Annotated in this window: 18 protein-coding genes; 10 read left to right on the top strand and 8 right to left on the bottom strand. The window is 67.8% G+C overall.

Annotation, left to right across the window (positions count from 1 at the left end):
- Positions 1–313: 313 nt before the first annotated feature.
- Positions 314–2,245 carry a sialidase family protein gene (locus G8760_RS27075; protein ID WP_166355962.1) on the bottom strand — a complete coding sequence of 644 codons (1,932 nt, stop codon included), beginning with the start codon at positions 2,243–2,245 and terminating at the stop codon, positions 314–316.
- Between the two features lie 124 nt (positions 2,246–2,369).
- On the bottom strand, positions 2,370–3,767 hold the full coding sequence (locus G8760_RS27070) for a galactose oxidase (RefSeq protein WP_166355961.1): 1,398 nt from the start codon (positions 3,765–3,767) through the stop codon (positions 2,370–2,372).
- 285 nt (positions 3,768–4,052) lie between these two features.
- Here G8760_RS27070 and G8760_RS27065 point away from each other — a divergent pair, with 285 nt between their 5' ends.
- The 5 genes from G8760_RS27065 (at position 4,053) to G8760_RS27045 (ending at position 9,035) form a co-directional block, all read left to right on the top strand.
- Entirely contained in the window at positions 4,053–4,769 is a 717-nt protein-coding gene (locus G8760_RS27065) for a FadR/GntR family transcriptional regulator (RefSeq protein ID WP_166355960.1), read from the top strand.
- The gene (locus tag G8760_RS27060) at positions 4,766–5,650 is read left to right on the top strand and encodes a dihydrodipicolinate synthase family protein (protein ID WP_166355959.1); all 885 of its coding nucleotides are present in this window, start codon (positions 4,766–4,768) and stop codon (positions 5,648–5,650) included. The genes G8760_RS27065 and G8760_RS27060 overlap by 4 nt, the downstream gene beginning before the upstream one ends.
- 188 nt (positions 5,651–5,838) lie before the next feature.
- Positions 5,839–7,194, top strand: coding sequence for an ABC transporter substrate-binding protein (locus G8760_RS27055; protein WP_166355958.1), 1,356 nt, complete (start codon positions 5,839–5,841; stop codon positions 7,192–7,194).
- Complete coding sequence (locus G8760_RS27050; RefSeq protein WP_166355957.1) at positions 7,191–8,180, top strand: carbohydrate ABC transporter permease; 990 nt, start codon at positions 7,191–7,193, stop codon at positions 8,178–8,180. Before G8760_RS27055 ends, G8760_RS27050 begins: the two co-directional genes overlap by 4 nt.
- Positions 8,181–8,192: 12 nt before the next feature.
- Complete coding sequence (locus G8760_RS27045) at positions 8,193–9,035, top strand: carbohydrate ABC transporter permease (protein ID WP_166355956.1); 843 nt, start codon at positions 8,193–8,195, stop codon at positions 9,033–9,035.
- Between the two features lie 667 nt (positions 9,036–9,702).
- On the opposite strand, the gene pspAB is transcribed toward G8760_RS27045, so the two are convergent.
- The 4 genes from pspAB to G8760_RS27025 all read right to left on the bottom strand — a co-directional run bounded on the left by pspAB (position 9,703) and on the right by G8760_RS27025 (position 12,543).
- Positions 9,703–10,269, bottom strand: a complete 567-nt coding sequence (gene pspAB, locus G8760_RS27040; protein ID WP_166355955.1) for a PspA-associated protein PspAB — start codon at positions 10,267–10,269, stop codon at positions 9,703–9,705.
- Between the two features lie 133 nt (positions 10,270–10,402).
- A complete protein-coding gene (gene htpX / locus G8760_RS27035; protein WP_166355954.1) occupies positions 10,403–11,305 on the bottom strand; it encodes a zinc metalloprotease HtpX in 903 nt (300 codons plus the stop codon).
- A 162-nt stretch (positions 11,306–11,467) separates the two neighbouring features.
- The gene (pspAA, locus tag G8760_RS27030; protein ID WP_166355953.1) at positions 11,468–11,761 is read right to left on the bottom strand and encodes a PspA-associated protein PspAA; all 294 of its coding nucleotides are present in this window, start codon (positions 11,759–11,761) and stop codon (positions 11,468–11,470) included.
- Entirely contained in the window at positions 11,758–12,543 is a 786-nt protein-coding gene (locus G8760_RS27025) for a PspA/IM30 family protein (RefSeq protein ID WP_166355952.1), read from the bottom strand. The genes pspAA and G8760_RS27025 overlap by 4 nt, the downstream gene beginning before the upstream one ends.
- Positions 12,544–12,669: 126 nt before the next feature.
- Here G8760_RS27025 and G8760_RS27020 point away from each other — a divergent pair, with 126 nt between their 5' ends.
- Both G8760_RS27020 and G8760_RS27015 read left to right on the top strand, forming a co-directional pair.
- Entirely contained in the window at positions 12,670–13,290 is a 621-nt protein-coding gene (locus G8760_RS27020; protein ID WP_207782780.1) for a DUF3043 domain-containing protein, read from the top strand.
- Positions 13,287–13,787 (top strand): GNAT family N-acetyltransferase, encoded by a 501-nt coding sequence (locus tag G8760_RS27015; protein ID WP_207782779.1) that lies wholly within the window; start codon positions 13,287–13,289, stop codon positions 13,785–13,787. Before G8760_RS27020 ends, G8760_RS27015 begins: the two co-directional genes overlap by 4 nt.
- Positions 13,788–13,848: 61 nt before the next feature.
- Here the strand turns inward: G8760_RS27015 and G8760_RS27010 are convergent, their stop codons facing one another.
- Together G8760_RS27010 and G8760_RS27005 are read right to left on the bottom strand one after the other, a co-directional pair.
- Entirely contained in the window at positions 13,849–15,858 is a 2,010-nt protein-coding gene (locus tag G8760_RS27010) for a TPM domain-containing protein (protein WP_166355950.1), read from the bottom strand.
- A 233-nt stretch (positions 15,859–16,091) separates the two neighbouring features.
- Complete coding sequence (locus tag G8760_RS27005; RefSeq protein ID WP_166355949.1) at positions 16,092–16,313, bottom strand: hypothetical protein; 222 nt, start codon at positions 16,311–16,313, stop codon at positions 16,092–16,094.
- 521 nt (positions 16,314–16,834) lie between these two features.
- Here G8760_RS27005 and G8760_RS27000 point away from each other — a divergent pair.
- The 3 genes from G8760_RS27000 to G8760_RS26990 are packed head-to-tail and all read left to right on the top strand — an operon-like array spanning position 16,835 to position 20,453.
- The gene (locus G8760_RS27000) at positions 16,835–17,521 is read left to right on the top strand and encodes an SCO2322 family protein (protein ID WP_166355948.1); all 687 of its coding nucleotides are present in this window, start codon (positions 16,835–16,837) and stop codon (positions 17,519–17,521) included.
- Positions 17,518–18,642 (top strand): energy-coupling factor transporter transmembrane component T, encoded by a 1,125-nt coding sequence (locus G8760_RS26995; protein ID WP_166355947.1) that lies wholly within the window; start codon positions 17,518–17,520, stop codon positions 18,640–18,642. The genes G8760_RS27000 and G8760_RS26995 overlap by 4 nt, the downstream gene beginning before the upstream one ends.
- Entirely contained in the window at positions 18,639–20,453 is a 1,815-nt protein-coding gene (locus tag G8760_RS26990) for an ABC transporter ATP-binding protein (protein ID WP_166355946.1), read from the top strand. Before G8760_RS26995 ends, G8760_RS26990 begins: the two co-directional genes overlap by 4 nt.

Below are 20,453 nucleotides of genomic sequence, written 5' to 3'. Positions count from 1 at the left end.
GCTACCAACCCAGCGCCCAACCCCGCTACGACCTACGCGGCCACCGCGAACCCCAACCCACATGACACACTCAAACCGTCAGCGATGTCCCGAGACACACCCGTCAGCGATGTCCCGAGACACCACAGCTACCGCACACGTTTGCAATGCATCTGATCGCCGCGCGTCCACATTCCACGACGCAATCGGATGCGCCACACCGCGCCGTCGTCCGCGGTTGGCGCATCTGATCGCCTCGACCCCTGCGATCAGATGACAAAACGGAGATCAGGTGCACGCGAGCGGCGGCGGTAGCACCCGCCACATGCGAGGCTCACCGTCGAACCCCACGCACCATGGCCTCGAGTTCCAGATGCAGAACCTGACCGTCGCCCACCGCGGCGTTCTCGCCGGCCAGCGCCGCGACCTCGGCCGCCGAGAGCGCTTGGTCGTACAGGTAAACCTCGTCTACCGCACCAACCAACGGATTGACGCCGTCCAAGCGCTGACCAACGTGGATCCCATGCCGCGCGTTCCATGAGGTCGACCCGGCTAGATCATCGGCCACTGCCACGGCTTCACCATCGACGTACAACGTGATCGCCGTACCCGAGCGGGTCAACGCGACGTGGTGCCACTCGCCGTCGGCCAGGTTTCCGGGGGCGACGAGGGAACGCGAAGCCGAGCCGATATCAACCAACGCCCGCAACCGGTTGGCCGCCGGCTCCACCCGAATCCACCACTGCGGCGCACCAGAGCCGACGCCGTACGCCCAGAGGATCGCCTGCGACGTGGACGATTCGGTCCGGAACCAGGCCGCGGCGGTGAACGTGTCCCCCGCTCCCAGGACGGATTCCGACGGGGGAACCACCAGGTGGTCACCTTCGGCGAGGTCGAGCGCCTGGCCGAAGCGGCCGTCGATCAATGCCGGGGCGCCGTGCACCTGGGCGTCGTTGCCAGACCCTGAGCCGTCCGGAGTGTGCAGCCGGTGCGGCGGGTCCGGCGGCTCCGGCCGGTCGAGGTCTCTGGTGGTGTACTGCTCGAAGGTAATCGTCTCGTAGGGCCCGTTGACGCCGGCCTCGTACAGGATACCGACCCGTTTCTGACTGAGGCGGACCATGTCCGAGTACGCGGCCGGCCCGTCGTGGATCAGTTTTCCGTCGTTCCAGGTCTGCCCCTCGTCGAAGCTGCTGGAGATCCGCATGCCGGCCCGTCCCGGCCCGCGCGGGGCGGAGAACAGCACCCGGTTCGCACGGTCACCGAGCGCGGTAGACGACAGCCGCACCGTCGCCCCCTGCACCACGGGGGCCGGGAGCTGCGGCTCCGACCGGTACGGCCCGTCGAAGCTGGCGCCGCCGTCGCTGCTGTAGGTGACGGCCCGGGTCGGTTGCGACGTGCCGTTCTGGTCGCGGGCGTTGAAGTACACCCGGCCGTCGTTCAACTCCAGCGCGCTGTTCTCGTTCGGGTTGATGACACCGTCCTCGGGCCGGTCGACGCCGCCGATCTGCCACGTCTGGCCACCGTCGTCGCTGAACAGCGAGTGTGCGCCGTAGTACTTGTTCTCCGCGCCGGTGTCTCCCGAGCCGTCAGGGGGCGCCGCGGAGTGGTTGGCCGGCACGACCAGCCGGCCGCGATATGGCTCGTGCTGCAACTGGATCGCGTGCATCGGACCGGTGGCATACCAGCGCCAGTCCGGCAATTTCGTGTCGGCGGTGATCTCTCGTGGCTCCGACCAGCTCACCCCGTGGTCGTCGCTGTGCTGGACGAACACCCGGCGACTCTCCTCGGCGGAAACCTCACCACGCCGGATCGCGGTCTCGGTGGCGTTCCCGGCGTTGTGGGTGCTGAGCAAGATCACCCGGCCGGTGTCCTCGTCGACGACGGGCGCCGGGTTGCCGAACACGTTCTGGCCGTTGTCGCCGACCACCTGCAACTCGCCCCACGTCTGGCCGCCGTCGGTGGACCGGCGCAGGACGAGGTCGATGTCTCCGGTGTCGCCGCCGCCGTCCACCCGCCCCTCGGCGAATGCCAGCAGTGTGCCGTCCGCGGCCTTCACGATGGCCGGGATCCGGAACGTGTGATAGCCGTCGGTACCGGACTCGAAGACGACGGTTCCGGATGGACCCGGGGCTTGCGCCATGGCGGCCGGGCCGTCGTTACCGGTGACCTGAACCGTCAAGAGCGCGGTGGTGGCAGCGAGGCCCAGGGCCAGGGTCCTCGCCAATCGACGTCGAGACGTACGGATGCGCCGGTCGGTCAACGACATGGGCGACTCCTCTCCTCGGATGGGGAATGCGGATAGGTCCCACCCGGCTGGCCGGGTGGTGTCTTCGGGTCGACTTCGATCTGTCCGCCGGTTGATTCGCGCGCCGGGCGCAGGCGGGCGGACATCAGGCAACCGGCGATCGACCGGGGGCGACGCTGGCCCGCCACACCCGCGGCGTCCGGATTCCGGGCCCGGCCTCACCGCTGACGACGACGAGGTCGTCGCCCCAGCGCACCGCCGGAGCGGTGGCCGGCGGCGAGCCCGGATAGTGTCCGATCTCCTGCCAGCGGTCTCGTCGGGTGTCGTAGAGAAGTAGTTCGGTGTTGAACCCGGTGTGGTGGTCGAAGAGCCAGGTGACGACGTCGTTGTGTTCGTGCCATTCGGCCGAGCCGGCTGGCGCTTGCCCACGTAGGGCCGTGTGATGCTCGATGAGGTTCCAGCGGTCGAGGTCTTTGTCGCCGCCGACGACGAGGATCTGATCCCGGCCGACGGGGTGTGCCAACCCGGCGGTCACACACCATGGCAGCTCCGCCACCTGAGCCCAACGCCGGCGCCGGGGGTCGTAGGCGTACCCGTCGCGGTGGAACCGCCACTCGCCGTCCGCGTCCTGGCTGCGGCCGCTGAACACGTAGAACCGGCCGTTCTGGGCCGTGCCGACGGCGACCCGTCGTGGTTCACCTGGCCAGGGTTCGACGCTCGCCCATCCCGCGTCGGGGTCACGTAGATCCAGTCGGTAAACGTCGCCACCGTCAGCCACGAAGACGGTTTCGTCGACGACGCCGGCGACCGCATACGACATCGGCCGCGGGAGATCGGGCAGATCGTCGCGGACCAGCTCACCAGCGGTGGTGTCGTAGCGCAGATAGTAGGCGTCGGCGAAGATCTCAAGCGGGGCCTGCCCGGTGCCGTTGGCGCCGCCCCGGTAGCCCTCACCGCCCAGCACGAGAACACCGCGCGGCGTACTGACGGTGGCCGCGTAAGCCACCGCGTCCGGCAGCCGCATCGCACGGTCCACCCACTCGTAGGTGTTATCTCGTCGTCGTAACACGAAAGCGTCGGCCCAGTAGACCTTGCCGAGTTCGTTCTCCCTGGTGGCGGTGCGGGCGGGTTCGGGGAAGTTGGCCCCGCCGGCCGCGATCAGGTGGTCGTCGTGGACTCCGGCGACCATCGCGGCTAGTCCGACCTGCCGCCAATGTCCTGCGCCGACGGGCAGCGACGGCGACCAGGTATCGACGTTGGCCGGGATGTCGGGCAGTCGAGTCCACGTCACTGGCCGAGCCGGCAGACCCGGCCGACCCGGCGAGCCGCCAGCCGTGGCGGCACCTGCGGACGCAGGTGATGCCAGCGCGACGGGTGCGGCAACGGCCGCGGCCACGGCTGCCGCGCTGGCCGACAGGACCCGGCGCCGGCTAGGAGCCGCGTGCGGCCCAGGTTGCGTCGGCTCTGGCTGAGTGGGCCCGGTCGGCGATGCACCTGGAGGAGTGGCGGCTGAGTTCGGGCTCGTGGTGCGGGAATCGGGCATGAATGCCTCCCACGCGAGTAGATGTCGGATATCTAATCTCCGGAGATATCGGATATCTAACAAGCATCATCAGAAAGCCGTCAAGGGGTTGACAGATATCGGATATCTGATGTGAGATTCCGTGCATGCACTACCGGACCCGTCTCCCCGGAGCTTGTCCGATCCGCTCGGCGATGACCATCAGAGAAGCCGCTGACCTGCTCTGACGATCACTCGCCTACATAGGGGTTCGCCCCGCCCCGGCCTCGTCCGGGCGTCCAGAACCGTCGATCGGAGTCACACTCGATGCGTGTACCCCTCTACCGCCAGGCCCAAAAGGCCGTCCGGCAATACGTCCTCGACCACGGCCTGCGGCCCGGAGATCCGCTCCCGTCCGAGGGGGAGCTGGCCGAACAGTTGGGTATGAGCCGGGCCTCGCTGCGGGAGGCCACCCGCAGCCTGGAATCGCTCGGCGTCATCGAGGCACGCCATGGCACCGGGCTGTTCGTCGGAAAGTTCACCTTCGATCCCATCCTCGAGCATCTGCCCTACGGGCTGCTCCTCGACGGAGCCGCGTTCGAGGAGGTGCTGGAGGTCCGGCACGCCTTGGAAGAGCACCTGATCGTCAAAGCCAGCAAGGTGCTCAGCGAGCAGGACCTCGCCGATCTCGACGAGATCGTCCAACAGATGCGTGAGCAACAGGTGGACGGTCAACCGCCACCCGAACTGGATCTCGCCTTTCACCGGCGGCTGTTCGCACCACTCGGCAACCGCCTGGTCCTCGACCTGATCGACCTGTTCTGGCAGTTGTACAACCGCATCGGAGAACAGCTGGCGGAGAAGAATCCCCACGCCGTCGAGATCCACGCCGAGATCATCGCCGCCCTGCGCACCGACGACCCCCGGCGGCTGGTGGAAGCCGTCAGCCAGCACTTCGCCGGCATCGAACACTCGGTGGAGGCCAGCCACGTCGACGACGCCACCCGGCCAGCGGCACCAACCAACCCTGAGGAGGTCCAGTGAAAGGCATCTTCCCGGCCCTGATCTCCGGGTACAAAGACGACGGCGAGATCGACGTGGCCGGCACACTCAAACTAGTCGACCGGCTGCTGGGCGCCGGCGTCCACGGACTGTTCGTGGGCGGCACCGCGGGCGAAGGTGTCGTTCAGTCCGTCGCCGAACGCAAAGCACTACTCGACGCCACCATCGGCCATGTCGCCGCCGAAGTACCGGTCATCGCACACGTCGGCACCCTCGCCACCCGCACCACGGTGGAACTGGCCAAGCACGCATACGCAGCGGGCGCACAGGCCGTCGCCGCCGTCGCCCCGTTCTACTACGACATCCCCGACGACGCCATGGCCGACCACTACCGCGCCGTGGCGGCCGCCGTCGACGTCCCGCTGTACGGCTACCACATCCCGTCCCTGACCGGTCGGGACCTCGATCCGAAGTGGCTGCTCACCCTCGCCGACGAGGGTGTCCTCGCCGGGCTGAAGTTCAGCTCCAAAGACCTCGGGGCCATGGGCCGGATCGCCGAACACACCCCCGACCACTTCCTCATCTACAACGGCATGGACGACGTGCTCCTCGGCGGCTTGCTCTACGGTGCTGTCGGCGGAGTCGGGTCGACGTACAACGTCATGCCCGAGCTGTACGTCGAGTTGTACCGAGCCATCCAAGAAGGCCGCGTCGACGACGCCCGGGCCCTCCAACGCCAGGCCACCGCCTTCATCGAACGGTTGGAGCGCTACGACTTCCTGGCCTTCCTCCGGGAGATTCTTCGCCTCCAGGGACTGGACATCGGCACCAGCCGGATGCCACTGCCGTCACTCGACGATCGCGACCGCACCGAGATCGAGCGGTGTTACCGCGACGACCCCACCTTTCACCCGGTTCGCTGACTGGCCCAAACGCCCGACGACCGCCCTGCACCCACCGCCAGCGGTCCAGCGTGTCCCGCGGCCGGACATCCCCCGGCCGGACATCCCCGGCCAGACATCCCACAGCCGCGGCCGCCCCGCCCTGGCCGAACGGCCGCGGCCACCGATCGGTGAACCACCGGACAGCAGCACAAAGGAGTGAGCAAGCCGTGACCCCACCTACCCCCATGACCGCTCGCCGCCGGTGCGGCCAGCTGGCATCGGCCGCCATCGCCGCCGCCCTCGTTCTCGCCGCCTGCGGCTCCGACGACGACGGCCCACCCGCCCGCGACGGCGACACCAACGACGTCACCAGCCTGGAAGACGCCAACGGCGAGTTGCAGTTCATCTGGCCGGGCACATCCGACCCAGAGATGCGCGTCGCCGAAGACTTCCAAGCTGACCTCGCCGACCTCAACCCGGACCTGTCGCTCGACTACAACTTCATGTCCTGGGGCGACATGGCCGATCAGCTGGCCATCCAGATCCAGGCCGGGAATCCACCCGATCTGACCATGACCCAGGACGTACTCGACCTGGTGCGCCTGCAGGGCCTGGCCCCCTTGGACGACTACCTGGACAACAGCGACCTGGACCGCTCGCAGTTCCGGCCTGGCACCCTCGAATACTCGACCGTCGACGGCCAGCTGTACGCGGTGCCGTATCTGGCGCAGGCGTTCACCCTCGTCGTCAACGAAGAACTGCTGACCGAGGCGGGCATGCAGGTCGAGGATCTCCAGACGTGGGCCGACATGGAGGCCGCCGCGGAGGCGATGACCACCGACGACACCCACGGATTCGCCTACCCGATGGGCAACCCCCGTTTCGCCTTCCGGGTGCCCATGACGGCCGCCTACAGCAACGACCTGCTCATGAACGACACCGATCCAGCGTCGGAACAGAAGTGGCGTGAGCTGCTCGACCACTTCGAGGCACTACGCCCGTACCGGCCGGCCGCCGACATCACCTGGGACTACGCCGACATGTTCCGCGCCTACGCCAACGGCGAGATCGGGATGATCGCCGCCGGCACCTTCTTCACACCCAACGTCTACGAGCTGAACCCCGACATCATCGGCGTCTCGCGGCAGATCGCCTACCCCGCCGGCCCGTCCGCGGAGCAGAGCAGTGCCCCGGTGATGAACGTCGGCTACGCGGTGTTCTCCGGTGGCGACGACCCCGGCCTGGCCTGGAGCGTGCTGGAACGGCTGGTCGGCGACGAATGGGTGGCCCGCCAGGCCAGCGTCGTCCACGTACCCGCCCGCACCACCGTCGACCACGAGGCCATCTTCGAGCACGTGGACGAGATCTACCCGAACGCCGTCGAGGGGCAGAAACAACAGATCGAAGACATGACGGCGCTCATCGACGACGGCGGAGTCGCCTACGAACCCATCCCCGGACAGCCCGAGATGGAACCGGAGGTGCAGGAGATCATGCGCAACTTCAACGACGGCGGCATCACCACCGACGAAGCGTACGAGCTTCTGATGGAGCGCATCGGCGAGGTCAAGGACCGGCAGTGAACCAGACCCCCGTGCCCACGGCACGCCCCGGCACCCGGCCTGCCCCAACCGGCAGGCCGGGCCCGGCGCAGCCACCTCACCCGGGCAGCGTGTCCCGGCCCGGACGGATCCGCCGATGGCGGCAGAAACACGGCTTTTGGCTGCTGTTGATGTCGCCGGTGCTGCTCTACCTGCTGGTCGCCCAGTTCTACCCGCTGTTCGAGACGGTGCGACTCAGCACCTTCGACCACCGTCTCACCAGCCCGGACCCACAACGGTTCGTCGGCGCGGACAACTACCAGCACCTGTTCACCGAAGACCGCAACTTCTGGCGCGTCGTCCGCAACAGCTTCCTGTGGGTGATCGGCTCCACCACCCTGCAACTCGTCGTCGGAACGACCATCGCCCTGGTGCTCAACCAACGGCTGCGGCTGCGCGGCTTGTGGCGCGGGCTCATGCTGATCCCCTGGGTGATGCCGGTCGTCGTGGTGGCGATCATCTGGCGGTGGATCTTCGACGGGCAACACGGCCTGGCCAACCACTACCTCACCCAGATCGGGATCCTCGACGAACCGATCGTCTGGCTGGGGTCCGAGATCTGGGTGTGGCCGGTGTTGCTGCTCACCTCCACCTGGATGGGCTCGCCGTTCATCGCCCTCATGGTGCTCGCGGCGCTGCAAGGTATCTCCCGCGACGTCCTCGAAGCCGCCGACGTCGACGGCACCTCCGCCCGGCAACGGCTGATGTACGTCACCCTGCCGATGATTCGGCCGACGTTGTTCGTCGCCGGCATGATCGCCGTCGTGCTGACCTGGTTCAAGTTCGAGGTGATCTGGGCACTAACCAACGGCGGTCCCGGCTTCGCCACCAGCATCCTGCCGACCTACGTGTACACGCAGGCATTCCAGCGCTTCGACTTCGGCATGGCAGGAGCGGTCGCGGCCACCGCCATGCTGATCATCCTCATCATCGCCGGCATCCTCGCCCGCCTGTTCGGCCGGCGATAACAAGGGGGCATCGTGTTCAGAGATTCCGCCGCCAAGACCGCCGGGCGATACGGCGCGCTCGCCGTCGTCATGGGCTTCATCTTGCTACCCGGCCTGTGGCTGCTGGTCTCGTCGTTGAAGACCAACCAGACCATCTTCTCGTCGACACCCAGTTGGTGGATCGAGGAGCCCACCCTGGACCACTACTCCTGGGCGCTCGGCGGCCGCGGGCTCGACATGACCAAGCTGATGGGCAACACACTCATCGTGTGTGGGCTGACGGCGCTTCTCACCGCGTTCTTCGCCTGCCTCGCCGGCTACGGGCTGGCCCGCTACCAGGGTCGAGGCGCCCGAGTGGCGATCGTCGGGCTGCTGATCGCGCAGATGGTGCAGGGGCCGATGATCATGCTGCCGTGGTACCAGATCGCGATGAACCTCCAGCTGTTGGACACTCGCACGATCCTGGTGCTGATCTACCAGACCATGACGCTGCCGGCCGCGGTGTGGTTGATGAGTGGCTTCTTCAAGAACGTGCCCACCGAACTGGAAGACGCCGCACAGGTGGACGGTGCCGGCCGGTTCCGCACGCTGGTCAGCGTGATCCTCCCGTTGACCAAGCCGGGTCTGGTGGCGGTAGGACTGTACGCGTTCATCCTGGCGTGGAACGACTACCAGTACGCCTTGATCATGACCAGTTCGTCGAACACCCGGACCGTACAGATCGGCATCGCCCAGGTCATGGAGAGTATGGGCGCGCAGAACTGGGGCGGCATCCTGGCTGCCGGGGTGTTGGCCGTCATCCCCGTGGTCGTCTTGTTCGCGTTGGCCCAGCGCTACCTGATCCAGGGCCTGACCGCCGGCGCCGTCAAGAGCTGACCGTCCCTGTTGTCACCTGATCGTTTCTGTGGCGACGATCAGGTGCATGGTGGTGGCGACCGCCAGTGTCGGTGTGCGGGGTACGCATCTGATCGTTTCGCAGTGTGCCCCCTGCTGGCTCAGAGTTGCGAATAGGCCACCTCACACGCCGTCTATCCGCAACTCTGAGCCAGCAGGCGGTCATGCCCGCAGACGTGGCAACGAAGCAATGGCACATCGAGCGGCCCCACAAACGGGATGTATCGGGCGCGTGAGCACGCCGCTGGCATGTCACACCCGCACGCCCTGCCCGAACGCCGCACGCCGGGGGCACGGGGGCACGGGGGCACGGGCAATAGGAGCGGCGTCCACCTGCTGCCACCGTGTCGACACGCGCGGCGAATACCCCGATGATCAGATGCGCTTGCCGAGCCGTGAGATGCGCAGTTGTTCGGCACGGTCGTCTGATCATCGCCACGATGTGGACGTTGGGTGGATCAGATGCACAACCACGCCTACATCGGCGACTACTGCATCTGATCGTTGACCATCGGCAGCGCGCAACGAACGTCGTACGGACGCCGGCCGTCCGCACCGCCTACGTCGTCATCAGGCACTCCGCTCCGACAACGATCAGAGGTGGAAACGGAGATCAGGTGCACAAATGGAGATCAGGTGCACAACGGGGCTAGACGCCGGGTGCGCCCCAGACCGGGAACCAGCGGCTGACGTCGGATTCGATGGTGAGGTCGCCGCTGACGAGCGCCCGCACCTGCAGCTCCAAGGCGTTGTCGCGCCGCTGGGCCCGGCTGTCGACCGGCGCGAACGGGTAGAACGTCCCCCGCTTGTACAGATACACCAGGGCCAGCCCGCGGGCGTCGTCGGAACGTAGCCCGATGGTGGTGCACAGCAGCGAAGGACCGAACCCGGCTGCTTCCAGGGACGAGTTCACCGCGTGCAGATCGGTACACAGCGCCGCCATGTCGTCCGGGGCACGCTTGACCACGAGCCACGTATAGCCGAACTCATCACGGCTTTCTTCCGGCTCAGCGCCGTCGAGCAGCTCGGTGATCTCCGCCTTGAGCCGGGCGAAAGGGCCTCCTTCTGCCTGCCGGAAGCACACCGCGCCCACCCCGGTGGGATGCATCTGGGCCGACGCCTCAAGCGTCAAGGCCGCCGTAGGCAGAGCGAAGAGAGCGTCGAGATTCGGCTCGACACGCTTGGATCGGCCGAAGATCGTGTCCCAAAAACCCATCAGCTCGCCTGCCCTGCGTTCTCCGCCAACCAGTTACCCATACTCCCCCGCCGAACTGCCACCCACGCTGTTCACCAGTTCATCACTCATGATGCGAGGTGCGACCCACCGACCTTACAACGAGCGGGTCGGGTCATTCTCGGCCCAGCTCCACTGAGATCTTGTCGAGTTGCGCCAAGCGCCGCTCTAGCGGTGGGTGGCTGGCGAAGAGCGCCGCGATGTCCATCTTGCCGGTTAACGCTGGGACGAAGAAGAACGCGTTGTAAGGTTCGGCGGCGCGCAGATCCTGCGACGGAATCCGCGCCATGTCGCCGGAGATCTTGGTCAGAGCGCTGGCCAAGGCCGACGGTTGGCCGGTGAGGATCGCACCTGCCCGGTCCGCGGCCAGCTCCCGATACCGGGAGAGCAGCCGGGTCAGCAGGAAGCTCACGAAGTACACCACCGCGGCCACCAACATCACGACAAGAATGATCGGAGCGCCGTTGTTGTTGCTGCTGCGGCTGCGCCCCATGCCGCTGAAGAAGACGATACGAGTGATGAAGCCGGCCAGCACCCCTACAACAGATGCGACCGTCATCACCAGGACGTCTCGGTGTGCGACGTGCGAGAGTTCGTGTGACAGCACGGCTTCGAGCTCACGCTCGTCCAGCCGCCGCCGCAGACCGGTGGTCACGCACACGACCGCCCGATCCGGGCTGCGACCGGCAGCGAACGCGTTCGGCAGATCGGTGTCGGCGACCGCCACCTTCGGCTTGGGCATGTCGGCCAGTGCACACAGCCGGTCGATCATCGCGTGCAGGGCGGGATCCTCCTGGGGAGATACCTCACGGGCACGCATCGCCGATAAAGCGAGTTTGTCCGAGAAGTACCACTGCGCCCAGAGGACACCGAGGCCCACGAGCACTCCCAGCAACCACGCATTCGAAGCCACCGATATGGCCCCGACCAGCACCACATAAAGCAGCGCCAGCAAGACCATGGTCGCCACCATGCGGACTGTCAGCCCACGATCTGGGGCGAACTTCGTGCGTGCCACCGTAGGTGTCCTCCTGCTCCAACCGATGTCGGCGCCGGCCGGATCGCCAGCCAGCACCCGTTCAGTACAACGCCGCAGCGTGCTGCAGCGTTCCCAGACGACGCGGCACCCGCCCGGAAGAACCGGACGAGATACCGCCGTCGTGGACCCAGCCCGTGCCTGTCAGCGGGTGGGCGGCTCGAGTGGGATCAGGCCTTCCTCGGTGAGCAGCTCGCGGACCTGGTCGATGTGTGCTTCGGCGTAGGGCAGGACGAGATCGCTGTCGACGAGCTCGTCGTCGCCCACCGGTGTGCCCACCTGGCGGACCTGGTCCAGCAGGCGCACTAAGGCGGCGCGGAAGCGCTCGTCGTCGCCGGATTCCACGGCTTCACCGAGCTCATCGTCCAGTCGGTTCAGTTCCGGGAAGTGCTCATCCGCGATGCGGAGCTGGCCTTCCCCCATGATCCGGACAATCACCGCTGCTCCTCCTCACGGTCTGCCTGGACCGCCTCAGCCGCCGAAGCCTCGCCTTCGAGCGCCTTGGGCGCCTCGCTCGGCCCGCCGGTGATCTCGTTCTTCATCCGGGCGAGCTCAAGCTCGACGTCGCTGGTCGAGGAGAGCCGGTCGAGTTCGGCGGAGATGTCGTCGCCCGGCGCGCCTGTGACGTCGTCGAGCGCGCCAGAGGCGAGCAACTCGTCGATGGCACCCGAACGCGCCTGCAGCTCAGCCGTACGATCTTCGGCGCGCTGGACGGCGAGACCGACGTCGCTCATCTCCTCGGAGATGCCGCTGAACGCCTCACCGATCCTGGTCTGCGCCTCGGCAGCGGTGTAGGTGGCCTTGATGGTTTCCTTCCGGGTGCGGAAGGACTCGACCTTGGCCTGCAGCCGCTGTGCGGCCAACGTCAGCTTCTCTTCCTCCGCCTGCAGCGTCTCGTGCTGCGTCCGGAGGTCGGACAGCTGACCCTCCACGCCCGAGCGACGGCCCAGTGCTTCCCGGGCGAGGTCTTCCCGGCCGAGCGATAGCGCCTTCTTGGCTTGTTGCTGGAGTTTGTCGCCCTGCTGCTGCAACTGCGTCATCTGCACCTCGATGCGCTTGCGGCTGGTGGCGACATCAGCCACGCCACGGCGCACCTTCTGCAGCATCTCGAGCTGCTTCTTGTAGGAGTAATCGAGGGTCTCCCGGGGGTCCTCGGCGCGATCTAATGCTTTCTCGGCCTTGGCCCGGAAGATCATGGACATTCGCTGGAGGATCCCCATGTGGCCAGGTAGCCCTTCTCTCGAGCGTGAATCATTGATGGTAGTGCGGAGCGTTTCGCCTCCTACCCTACGGCGTCAAGTCCCGCGATGGCAGGGGAGGTTGCACTCCTGACCTACCCTATAGGTGTGTTCCGTCGCCGATCCGACTCCAAGACGCCCGATTCCGGCACCGACGCCACCGCCGCCGCCCAGGACGGCGCCGGCTCGGCTAGCGGTGCCGAGAAGAATCAGCCGACGGCCAAAGGCCGCCCGACTCCGAAGCGAACCGAAGCCGAGAAGGCCCGAAAAGAACGGGTACGCCCGCCACTGAACCGCCGCGAAGCCATGCGCAAGGAACGTGAGCGGATCAAAGCCCAGCGCGCCCGATCACGACAGGCCATGGCGTCGGGCGACGAGCGCTATTTCCTCCAGCGTGACCAAGGTCCGGAGCGGAAGTTCCTCCGCGATTTCATCGACGCCCGAAGAGGTGTCGGCGAGTTCTTCCTCCCGATCATTCTCGCCGTCCTGTTCTTGAACTTCGTTCCCATCCCGCAGATCCAGCTGCTGAGCATGACCGTATGGCTGGTCGTCATGCTGATGCTGTTCGTCGATATGACGGTGTTGGGAATCCGGGTCAAACGAGAGTTCCGCAAGAGATTCCCGGACGATCAACGGCGTGGCCACACCTTCTACGCACTGATGAGAGCCATGCAGATCCGCCGGCTCAGGCTTCCCAAACCGACTGTCAAACCTGGAGATCTGGTGTGAGGGACACTTCCCGCGGCAAGACCGGCGCAGTAGAAATCACCATCCGGTCGCTGCGCTACTCCGACCCTGTTGTGCGCGCCCTCGAGGACGAGCTTCAGCAGGAGTACATCGAGCGGTATGGGGACGGCGGCGACACCCCGGTGGCGCCCGACGAGTTCGCCCCACCACAAGGCCAGTTCCTGGTCGGATTCGTCGGCAACGAGCCGGTCGCTACTGGCGGGTTCCGGCGTCACGACGAATTGGTCGCCGAGATCAAGCGTATGTACGTCTCACACGACCATCGTGGCGACGGCCATGCCCGGCGGCTACTGTCCGAACTCGAGAGTCAAGCGGCGGCAGCCGGCTACAAACGCATCGTGCTGACCGCCGGGGTCAAACAGCCGGAGGCTATCGCCCTGTACACCTCCAGCGGTTATGTGCCCACCGACGCCTACTCCAGTGAGCCGGTCCGCGACATCAACCGGTACTACACCAAGGACCTCGCACCACCCGAATGACCCACGCCCGGCTCTTCAGCTCCCTTCTCCACAGAGCCGGCTTCGGCGCCGCGGACCCCCGTCATCGCCGCGACGACCCACCCCGGCGGCTGCCGCCACTCGACCTCCGCGACGAACCGCCCCGCGACGAACCGCCCCGCGACGAACCGCCCCGCGACGATCCGCCCCGCGACGATGAACGCCGCCGGCTTCCGGTCGAGCTGCCGAAGCTTCGGCTGTACTGACGATGCCGACGGTCCGCCTCGCGGTGGCGCCGCTGCTCCTCCTGATGACGGATCTTCTCTGCTTCAGCGGTAGCCTTCTCCGCGTCGGCGGCAATCGCCTGCAGCTCTTGGTCCAGCGCGATCCAGTCCGGCCGTTCGACCTGGAGGTTCACGGCCTCCACACGCACCGCGAGCTCACTGGCCTGCTGCTGAAGCTGGGTGGTGGCGGCCCTACCGAGTTTGGTGACGACGTCACGAAGGATGGCGACCGCGTTCGCCGCCGCGCGGTGCCGTTCCGGCACACTCTGCCGTAGCTCCCGGGCCAGCTCCAGCTGGTCGACGACCGACGTCAAGGCCGAGCGGGCGGAGCCTTGTGCTGTCGTGGCGTCGCCGCGGCAGCGCTCCGCCGCGCCGAGGTCGCGGATTCCCAGGGCGTCGCGGGCGGCCGCGATCGATGCCGCGGCCCGCTCGATGCCGTCCTGGCCGGCTTCGACCCGGCCGGCCACGGGTTCGACCACACTTTGGGCGAATTCCGCGCGCAAGGTCTCCTCCGCGTTGGCCGCGGTGGCGTCGAGTCCGGCGACGTCGGCCTGCGCCTGATCGAGTTCGTCGAGCTGCCGCCGCAAGCTCGCCTCGCGCTCCGCCAGCCGGGTGAGCGACTCACGCGCGGTCTCCAAACCGGCGATCGTCTTGGTGGTTTCCGCGTCGACCGCGAGCAACCGCCGTTCCGCCAGCAGCCGACCGACGACGGCAACCTTCTCGTCGACGATGTCCAGCACGGCCGCGTCGGTAGTGGTCACGTATCCGTCTGCTTGGGCTTGTTCACGTGCCCGCTCGACCTGGGACTTCAGCTCGGCGATGTGGTTGAGGCGGCCTGGGGCCTCCTGACCGACGGCGAGGATCGCCGCGAGACGGGTCTGCTCACCTTCGAGCCGCGGGATCAGGTCGCGCACCGATGCCTCCAGCGCCTCCCACTCCTGCACACCATGGGTGACCTGGGCCAGGCTGCGCCGTTTGGTCAGCAGGTCGCGATCGGCGCTGAGTTCGGAGCGTTGATAGACCAACTGATCCGCCGTATCGAGCATCTGGCCGGACTCTCCGACCGCCGCGGCCACCTCGTCGTCGGCTATCGCGGTACGGACGAGTTCGATGTCCCGGCGCAGCGTTTCCGTCAGCGGGTCGAGACGCAGAGTCAAGGTGTCGAGTTCGGCCGCGCTGCGATGCAGCCGGTCCGCTAGCTGCTTGCGCCGGCGTCGCCGCACGTAGACCACGCCACCTCCGATGCCGGCGGCACCAGTAGCCGCGATGACCACACCCGCGACCGAGACGTCCTCCTGGGGGTCGATGACGTCGCGGATATCCGATAACCCCTCGACGATTCCTCGAGCCCATGCCCCGTCGTTGAGCGCGGGGTTGATGGTGTCGGCCTGAATACGAGGCCAAATGTCGTCCATGGCGTCGGGCATCCGGTCGCCGTAGGCGATCAGCGTCTCGCCGGTCTCGTCGGCGGTGTCGGTGGTCAGGCTCAGCACGACGAGGTTGCCGCGGAAGCCCCCGTCTGGTCCCTGCCAGGACCGGCAGGCTTGCTCCTCGGCGTCGACCCAGGTTTCGAGGAACGGTGCCTGCTCCTGGGTGAGGACACGGATGCGGACCTCGTAGGAGAGGTCGCTGCGGAAACTCCGCGCGGCCCGCTCGACCTCGGCGGCTTCACCGGCGCTCAACTGGCCGGCATGGTCCACGAGGATGGCATCACAGGCCTCGCCCACCGGTGTCTGCGCGGCCGCGGGGACCACGAACACCCCGACGACGACCAAGCTGATCGGCGCGGCGAGAACCGAGGCGACGAACGATCGGACCAAACTTCGCACAACATTCCTCCACTAGCGGCAGACCCGGTCCGGCGAAACGGACGGCCACCCCGGGCGGGCACACCCGGCCAAACGCACCACACATACCCGCCGCGGGACCGCACCGCGGGCCCGAATGCGCGGACGCCGAAGGTCCGCGCTGTTGTCGATACAAGCGGACAAATGGTCTCACGCGGGCGGTATACGCTCCCTTGACGCGGACGTCCGCGGGCTGGCCGCACCAGGTGGACGGGTCACTCCGGTGGCTGCAGGCTCATGGGCCCGTACACTTCCCGCCCATCCTCCAACAGGGTGACACCATCAACACCGGAGTCGGCGAGATTGCGCCAGTGCTCACCAATCCAGCTCTCGGCGTCGGCTTGGGTGGGAAACTCCACACCTTGCCCGGCTGGCGTGCCCTCGTCGTTCATCATCGTCTCACCGTCGGCGTTCACGAATCGCCAGGACCACGCCATCGCTCGTTGCCTCCTCCATCGTCGTCACGTCGAGCCTGCCACATGCCGCCGACACCCGCTGCCGCAGCACCCCTCGCCCGTGATCGTTGTCGGCTTTCAGCCTTCCGGGCCGGTGATCGTTGTCGTGATCCGGTCGCGATAGCGACGCGGATCAGACAACGATCACCGGGGATGAAGGCTGAAAGCCGACAACGATCACGGGCGAGGGGTAAGATGCCGACTCCGATCTTGAGCGAGTTTGACCAGCTCACAGGGGTGTGGTTGGCTTGAACCACCTCACGCACCCGGTCCGGGGAAGTCGGTCGGACACCGACGCTGACCCGCAGCCGTAGGCCACGCGCGGTGCTATGCGCCGCGTCCCATCTCCGTGGTGAGCCGGAATGCCGGATCGGATGCGAGCGGCCCACGTTCCGTCGAGGCCTGCGGGACGAGGCATTGGACACTCGCACGGTCCGGCGTATCCGCGCCGGCGGTGATGCGGTCCACCTCGTCACCGGACCGCTCAACGAAAGGTTTGACCGATGCGCCTGCGAGTGCTGGCCACCCTGGCTATTGCCGCTCTGCTCTCGATCACTCTGGTTTCAAACGCCCACGCCGACGCGTTCCGGTACTGGGGCTACTTCCAATGGTCCGACGGCGAATGGACGTTCGCGCCCACTGGGCCGGCGGACACTGTCCCCGCGGACGGGGCGCTCGAAGGCTGGCGGTTGGCCGTCGGTGACACCTCCAGTACCCGGCTCCCTCGCACCGGCGACGTATTCGACGAGATCTGCGCAGCGGCGACCGCCGACGACGACGAGAAGCGGGTCGCCGTCGTCATCGACTACGGCACCACGGACGACGCCCCCGACGGCGAGACGCCACCCGACGCACGTGGTGCGTGCGCGGTGGTGCCGCAGGACGCCAGCGGCGCGGACGTCCTCACCGCCGTCGCCGAGGTCCGGTTCGATCAAGGCATGGCCTGCGGCCTCGACGGCTACCCGGCAACCGAATGCAGCTCGCAGGTCGACGGTGCGGCACCAACGGACGACGGGGAGGACGTGACACTGGTCCTGCCCGCAGACGCGGCCGACGCCGACGTTGACGATCCGGACAGCGAAACCACCAGCGATGACAACCGCGCGGTGGCGTTGACCATCGGCCTCGCCATCATCGTGCTGATCGCCACCGGAGCTATCCTCCAAGCGCGGCGTTCGCGGAGACGATGAGCCGGGACGGCCTCCATCGGGCGCTGGCGGACATCCGGCTCCCCCGCGCCCTGCACGCCGGTGCATGGTGGTTGTGGGCCCTCGGACTCGCCGCGGCTGCGAGCCGGACCACCAACCCGCTCCTGCTGGCCCTGTTGATCGCGGTGGCGGCCTACGTCGTCGCGGCCCGCCGGGGCGACGAACCGTGGAGCCGCTCGTTCGCCGTGTTCTTGAAGCTCGGGCTGCTGATCATCGCCGTCCGGATGACCATCCAGGTTCTCTTCACCTCGGCATACGGCGGTGGAACGGTGGTGGTCCGACTTCCCGAGCTGACCCTGCCCGAGTGGGCGGCCGGGGTGAAGCTGGGTGGTCCCATCACCGCCGAAACGCTGACCCTCGCGTTCTACGACGGTCTCCGCCTGGCGGCGATCCTCGCGTGTATTGGCGCCGCCAACGCGCTGGCCGACGCCCGCCGCCTACTGCGCTCGGTGCCCGGGGCGCTCTACGAGGCTGGGGTGGCGCTGGTGGTGGCGATGACGTTCGCTCCGCGCTTGATCGAGGACGCCGGGCGGGTCCGCCGCGCGCACCGGCTACGCGGCCGGCACGCGCGGGGGATCCGGGCCATCGGCCGGGTGGCGATGCCGGTGTTGCAGGGGTCACTCGAGCGCTCGCTGGATCTCGCCGCGGCCATGGACTCCCGGGGTTTCGGCCGCGCCGCGGCGGTGCACCCGCGGTGTCGCCGATCGTCCGGGCCACTGGTGCTGGCCGGGCTGGTGGGTGTGTGCGTCGGGCTGTATGGCTTGCTCGACGGCAGTACGGCCACCGCGGTGGCCCCAGCCGGACTCGGCATCGGGCTGGCTTCTGCCGTCACCGGCCTGGTGCTCGGTGGCCGCGGAGCGCAGCGGACCCGGTATCGGCCTGATCCGTGGCGGACTCCGGAATGGCTGGTGGCGGGGTCGGGTGTGGTGGTCGCCGCGGCGTTCGTCGTCGCCGGCGCCCTCGGGCAGGCCGGCATGAACCTGATGGTGGTGCCGTTGATCATGCCGGACCTCCCGCTGCTCGCGACCGTCGGAGCACTCGCCGCGTTGGCTCCGGCCTGGCTGGCGCCTCCACACCGGGTCCGTCAGGAGGTGCCGTCGTGATCATCTTCGATGCGGTATCGGTCCGCTTCGACGACGCGGCGGCACCCGTGTTGCGCGACGTCGACCTCACCGTCGGCGAAGGCGAGTTGTGCCTCGTCGTCGGGCGGACCGGCACGGGAAAGTCCACGCTGCTGCGCTGCGTGAACGGCCTCGTCCCGCATTTCACCGGCGGATCTCTCGGTGGCCGGGTCCTCGTGGAGGGCCGCGACACCCGCCGCCATCGACCCCGCGACCTCGCCGACGTCGTCGGTTTCGTCGGACAGGACCCACGCGCCGGATTCGTCGCCGAGCGGGTCGAGGACGAACTCGCCTTCAGCATGGAGTGGTTGGGGTTGCCACCGGGCGTGATGCGCCGCCGAGTGGAGGAGACGCTGGACCTGCTCGGCCTGGCCGACGTACGTCGCCGGGCGATGTCGACGTTGTCGGGTGGGCAACGGCAGCGGGTCGCCATCGGCGCGGCGATGATCGCCCACCCACGGATCCTGGTATTGGACGAGCCGACGTCGGCCCTTGACCCCCAGGCCGCCGAAGACGTCCTCGCCGCCCTGCACCGCCTGGTCCACGACCTGGGAACGACGGTGCTGCTGGCCGAACACCGGCTGGAGCGTGTTGTGCAGTACTCCGACCGGGTGGTTCATTTGCCCGGCGACGGGACGGTCACCAGCGGGACGCCGGCCGAGGTGATGCGGACCGCGCTCGTGGCCCCACCGGTCGTCGAGTTAGGCCGGTTGGCCGGTTGGTCTCCCCTGCCGTTGTCCATCCGGGACGCCCGCCGCGCCGCGACACCGCTCAGGGAGCATCTGGTGAGGGAAGCACCGCAGGGCCCCGCACCGGCCGCCGACCGGGCGACCCCGTCGGTGCCGCCTCCGGTGCCGCCTCCCCACGTTCCGAGCAACGGTGACGATCATCCGGCCGGCTCAGCCCCACCCCGGCGCGTCGGCCCCCGGTGGCTGCGCCGGCTGCGGAGCCGGCCTGGGCGCGCTCCAGCCGGTGGGAGGCACGGCGAGCGCCCGGACCCGGCCCTGCCACGTTGCCATGTGTCGGGCCTGGCGGTGCGGTACGGCTCGACCGTGGCCCTCCATGGCGTCTCGCTCGATGTCGGCGCCGGGGAAATCGTCGCGGTGATGGGCCGCAACGGCGCGGGCAAGTCGTCGTTGCTGACCGCTCTGGCGGGGCTCGTGGAACCCGTGTCCGGCACGGTCCGGGTCAGTGGCGTCGATCCGCATGCGGCCGCCCCCGCCAGCACCGTGCGCGCGGTGGGCCTCGTGCCTCAAGACCCGACCGATCTGCTCTACGCGGACACCGTCGCGGCGGAATGCGCCGATGCCGACGCCGACACGGGTGCGTCGCCGGGCGCCTGCCGAGAGCTGCTGCACCGGCTCGCGCCGGGGGTGGACGACGAGACTCACCCGCGGGACCTGTCGGAGGGACAGCGACTCGCACTGGCGCTCGCCGTCGTCCTGGTAGCCCGGCCGCCGCTGTTACTTCTGGACGAGCCGACGCGGGGGCTTGACTACCCGGCCAAGGAGCGGCTGGCTGAGATCCTCCGGGAGTTGGCTGCCGACGGCCACGCCGTCATTCTCGCCACCCATGACGTCGAGCTCGTGGCCGAGTTGGCGACCCGGGTGGTGGTTGTGGCCGACGGCGAGGTGGTCGCCGACGGAGCCACCGCCGACGTGGTGGTCGGCTCGCCCACGTTCGCACCGCAGGTAGCCAAGATCCTCGCTCCGCAGCCGTGGCTGACCGTCGCCGCCGTCCGCCCCATGATCATGAACAGTTTCCCGGGCTATAACCCGGAAAGGTGTTCATGA

It is taken from the genome of Phytoactinopolyspora limicola (genome assembly GCF_011320225.1).
GTDB lineage: Bacteria > Actinomycetota > Actinomycetes > Jiangellales > Jiangellaceae > Phytoactinopolyspora > Phytoactinopolyspora limicola.
The sequence above is the reverse complement of the archived record's forward strand: the minus strand, read 5'-3'. Positions and strand labels throughout refer to the sequence as shown.

Excerpts from the sequence above, each read along its gene's own strand:
- G8760_RS27075 (WP_166355962.1), bottom strand. The coding sequence starts at position 2,245 with ATGTCGTTGACCGACCGGCGCATCCGTACGTCTCGACGTCGATTGGCG.
- G8760_RS27070 (WP_166355961.1), bottom strand. The coding sequence starts at position 3,767 with ATGCCCGATTCCCGCACCACGAGCCCGAACTCAGCCGCCACTCCTCCA.
- G8760_RS27065 (WP_166355960.1), top strand. The coding sequence starts at position 4,053 with ATGCGTGTACCCCTCTACCGCCAGGCCCAAAAGGCCGTCCGGCAATAC.
- pspAB (WP_166355955.1), bottom strand. The coding sequence starts at position 10,269 with ATGGGTTTTTGGGACACGATCTTCGGCCGATCCAAGCGTGTCGAGCCG.
- G8760_RS27025 (WP_166355952.1), bottom strand. The coding sequence starts at position 12,543 with ATGGGGATCCTCCAGCGAATGTCCATGATCTTCCGGGCCAAGGCCGAG.
- G8760_RS27005 (WP_166355949.1), bottom strand. The coding sequence starts at position 16,313 with ATGGCGTGGTCCTGGCGATTCGTGAACGCCGACGGTGAGACGATGATG.
- G8760_RS27000 (WP_166355948.1), top strand. The coding sequence starts at position 16,835 with ATGCGCCTGCGAGTGCTGGCCACCCTGGCTATTGCCGCTCTGCTCTCG.
- G8760_RS26995 (WP_166355947.1), top strand. The coding sequence starts at position 17,518 with ATGAGCCGGGACGGCCTCCATCGGGCGCTGGCGGACATCCGGCTCCCC.